The organism is Okeania sp. SIO2F4 (assembly GCF_010672385.1).
Classification (GTDB): Bacteria; Cyanobacteriota; Cyanobacteriia; order Cyanobacteriales; family Microcoleaceae; genus Trichodesmium.
Window position 1 is genome coordinate 1 of record NZ_JAAHGT010000846.1, and the last position, 4,279, is coordinate 4,279.

3 protein-coding genes are annotated in these 4,279 nt (G+C 35.5%); 2 read left to right on the forward strand and 1 reads right to left on the reverse strand.

From position 1 onward, the window contains the following. Positions 1-1,179: 1,179 nt before the first annotated feature. A complete protein-coding gene (locus F6K22_RS33730; RefSeq protein ID WP_293108433.1) occupies positions 1,180-1,407 on the forward strand; it encodes an ATP-binding protein in 228 nt (75 codons plus the stop codon). Between the two features lie 15 nt (positions 1,408-1,422). Further along, positions 1,423-1,638 (forward strand): sensor histidine kinase, encoded by a 216-nt coding sequence (locus F6K22_RS33735; RefSeq protein WP_293108438.1) that lies wholly within the window; start codon positions 1,423-1,425, stop codon positions 1,636-1,638. Positions 1,639-2,125: 487 nt separating this feature from the next. On the opposite strand, the gene F6K22_RS33740 is transcribed toward F6K22_RS33735, so the two are convergent. After that, a complete protein-coding gene (locus F6K22_RS33740) occupies positions 2,126-4,015 on the reverse strand; it encodes a DUF1565 domain-containing protein (RefSeq protein WP_293108435.1) in 1,890 nt (629 codons plus the stop codon). Between the last annotated feature and the right edge of the window lie 264 nt (positions 4,016-4,279).

The window sequence follows — 4,279 nt, forward strand, 5'->3', positions numbered from 1 at the left end:
TCTACTGTGGAAAAAAATTTTTTGTCTGGATATTTTCTTCAATATTTATTTTTTCAAAAAACAATAAAAATAAACAACATTCTCCTGATGGAGAAACTGGGCGAAGGGTTGGAAGTTATTTGAAGTAAGTATTTGCTAAAAATCTACAAATCCCAGAGCTGGTGTTTCCTATTTCCGAATTCTGGTATTCCCTGTTCCCCAGCTCCGGTGTTTCTTGTTTCTATATCTGGTATTCCTTGTTCCCAGATTCGGTATTTCATGGTAAGCATTCAGCTATTAGCAGTCAGCTATCAGCTCTAAGAACCTGTACTTAAGGACTGGGTTTAAATGAATATAGACTTTGGAGCTGACTTTTGTAGCAAGATTTTTCGTTTCTCAATTAGATATTGCTTTTATCACTTACTAAAAGCACTCTTCTGATAGCTGATACGCGATGTGCTGAATGCTTACATTTCATGTTCTCATATCCGGTGTTCTTTGTTCAGCTTTCTCTACAAACAAAGCGTGTGTAATATTCTTTGATAAAATTGGTATAACATGGCTTTGAGCAAATACTGACAGGAGATAAAACTACAAAAATATTTAGCAAAAACTGAACGATATACTCAACATAAATCTCGATCTCGATTCATAGCTTATTACGATTTACGCACTTCATTAACAGCAATTTAGTTAAATCTATCTTGGTAGATTTTAGGAATCAAAAAATCAAAGGCAGATAAACCGGATTTATTCTAGTATTAAAAATATGAATAAGTTATTAGAATAAATATTGATTTTGAGTAGAGTAGAGTCAGGTAAATTAAAATTTAAGCCGACATCAATGGACGTAATTATTTTTTGTAATCAACTCATTTAAAATATGCAAATAAATGCACCAGGAAAACATAGATTGACTTTTATCAGCCAAGGTAAACTAGAGGATTTATATCTAGATGAAAAGTTGCTATAGCAATCCTATTTAGGTGTAAGCATTCAGCTATTAGCAGTCAGCTCTCAGCAATAAAAATGAACAATGTAGCTCGATAGACCTATTAAGGTTAATTGATAGACTTTTCCCATACTTTTAATTCTTTGAAACCTCTGAACTGCTTTTTCCTCTTTTAAAGGTAATGAACTTGTATAGCTGATAGCTAATAGCTGACGGCTGAATGCTTACATTTAGGTTGTAATATTTTTGTGGCAGTTAGGAGTCAGTCCTCAGGAGTCAGGAGTCAGGTAGGGGAGCCGTCGGATTGGCGACGTACAGAATTTTCACGATTTTCAGCTCAAATTAACTACTATAAAACTTGTTACGAGCAATTTAGGATTGCTATACATCATATTCTCAATAATTTATTATCTCATGCTATTAAATATTCTCCAAACGGCAGTAATATAACTCTAGAAGTATTTGGAGCATTATAACAAATTACTTTCCGCATTTCCGATCGAGGAATTGGAATACCACTATCAGATCTATACCAACTATTTAAACAGTTTGAAGGAGTATCAAATGTGGGCGTGATTAATGGAACAGGATTAGGTTTATCTATAGTTAAAAAAGCAGTTGATTTACATGGTGGGTATATTAGCATTGATAGTACAGAAGGAGTTGGGACAAATGTTAAAGTAATATTGCCATGTACAAAAATCTAAATAGATATATCAATAAAATAAACAAGAGGGCGTTGGTGAATAAAAGTATGATTTTACAGGAGTTAGGAGGCGTAGAGTTATAAAGGAGCTTTTTCCGCGCCAGGAACGAGGGAAAATAAGTCTGAAAATCACATTATAAATTTAGGAATTTCATACCTTACTTCAGCAACACCAGCAAGAGAAGTAAAAGTTACTTCACTTTAATTTTTCGTACTTTTTTCCTAAAAATCTCTTCTCTGTTATATAGAATCCGGTTATATAATATATGTTGTATATGTTGATAATTCTATAAATTACTTCAATATTGAATCTCCCCATCTCCCCATCTCCCCATCTCCCTATCTCCCCCAACCATATAATAAGTCTTCAACGGGATTTGATATTACCTGTTACCTGTTGCCTGTTGCCTATTATGCGCAAAAAGTCTATATCTTTTTCACACCTATGTCTAATGAATCCTGGAACTACCGATTAAATTTTCTGAGTCTTATTGCACGGGTATAATTTCAGCATTCAAACCATTATTCTGCAAAGTTCTTAATAGTTGATCCGCTTCAAGACGACTCCGAAAAGCTCCTGCTTGCATTACAGAATTACCATTAATATTAGTAGAAAAAGCATCTGGTACAAGCGATCGCAACTTATACTGCTGAGAAAGATTATTTACATCTACAACTACCCGATAACGTAGACCCAAAGCTGCTGCACGACTTCGAGAATTAGACCTTAAAGATAGTCTAGACCAAGGATTAGGATTTTGATTTCTGGCAATACCGGGTGGTACATAACCTCCACGACCAAGGGGAATATTTGCTGTCGGAACAGGTAATAAACCAGGAGAAGCAACTGGTCTGTTACCTCCAAAAGTTGGGGTAGTGCTTCTAGGGGGTAAATTTCGGAATCTGTCTAAAGTTCTTCCCCCTGACTCTGGTGGGGATACTGGTATTTCAATTGTTTGTCTATTCTGATAATCAGGATTAGTTTGTAGTAGTCTTTGTAAATTTCCCTGACCACTAGGTTGTTTGTAGGAATTTCTCCTATATCCTCTAGATCCTCTCCGGGTTTCTGGAGGTGGTACAGGGATCAGAATCATTTCTGTGGTTGAATTTTGTGGTCTTGGTCGGGAAATAATACTACTAGATATTCTCCGCTCCCCTGGTTTGTCTGCTGAGGGTGAAAAATTTGATTCTTTTGCCTTTACCTGAGTATCTTCCTGAATAGATGCAGTTTCCATAACTACTTCCTCCTGTTCAGACTCCCTTTTTGCCTGACTTACACTTGGAGTGTTTGGAATATTTCTCAGAGGAGCAACTCTTGGGGGAGGAGCAATTTTTCCTGCAATGTCAATACTGCCATAATTACGATCGCCCCCTAAAGAATTCCCATAAGCGGGAATAGTTTTACCTTTTACTACAGAATAAATATCATACCTGCCATTATTCCGAATAGTATTACGACCAGGTTCTTGAGAGTTACCCAGGTCTGGTAATGATTCAGCGATCGCTGCTACTCCATCCTGTCTATTACTCTCTATATAGTTACCGCGCAAAATTGGCCGTGCATTGCCTTGAACGATAATCCCATTTTGATTTTCAATTAGACGATTTCCTATTATTTGTGGTGCAGCATCATCAGAAATTTTAATTCCTACACCAGTATTTTGAAACAAATTATCTCTAATTTCTGGTTGAGAATTATCAGAAATTGTTATGCCACTTCTGCCGTTGTTATAGAAACTATTTTCCTGAATAATTCCTGTATTACTACCCACCATAGAAATTCCATTTAGGCGATTACCAGTAAAAGTATTTTTACTAATAAGACAGCCACTAGATTCTATCCATAAACCATAACCTTGAAGATTGGGATTTGTGACTGTTACACCATTTAAAGTTGAATTATTAGCAGCTAGGATTGTAATATTTTTTTGTTTTATAGTCGGACTATTAAAATTACCACCACCTTGAATTAAAACATTTTTACCATTATTGAAAGAGTTACCTTTAATAGTAATTTTTGACTGTAAAACCAAAGGAAAAACTTCACCTGTCTGTCTGCTATAAGTTCCCGGCGCAAGTAAAATTGTTGTGTTAGGTTTAGCGATTTTTAAAGCATAAGTAATAGTTTTTAAAGGAGAAGCTTTAGTACCATCTCCAGAATCTTTACCAATAGATGAACTAACATAAAGCAAATTCATCTGAGAATTAACTTGAGTCTCTGGGAATTGGGCTACTTGTTGTTGGAATGGTACTGCCAGACTTGTAGAAGTAAATAACCCCAGTAGTGTTGTAGCTAAAAGAGGAGATAAACAGTTGGTTTTCCGCAGTAAATTTGTTTGATTATTTTTCTGCGAAAAAAGGATAAATATTTGGTTCACGGCTTTCCTCCTAGGAAACTGTGACATACAATTTAGTTATTATATTTTGTCAAGTATCTTTTAGGGACTTCCAAATAAAAAATTATCCCATTAGCTATGAAAATAAGGGAGTAGGGGCGATTCGCGAATCGCCCCTACGGGAGTAGGGAAGAAATTGAAAAAGTAAGGGAGTAGGGAGTAACCAATAACGATAGAGTACAAAAATTGGGATAATTTATTTTTTGCTATTCCCTTATTATGGGGTGTTTTGAACAAAGATTCAAA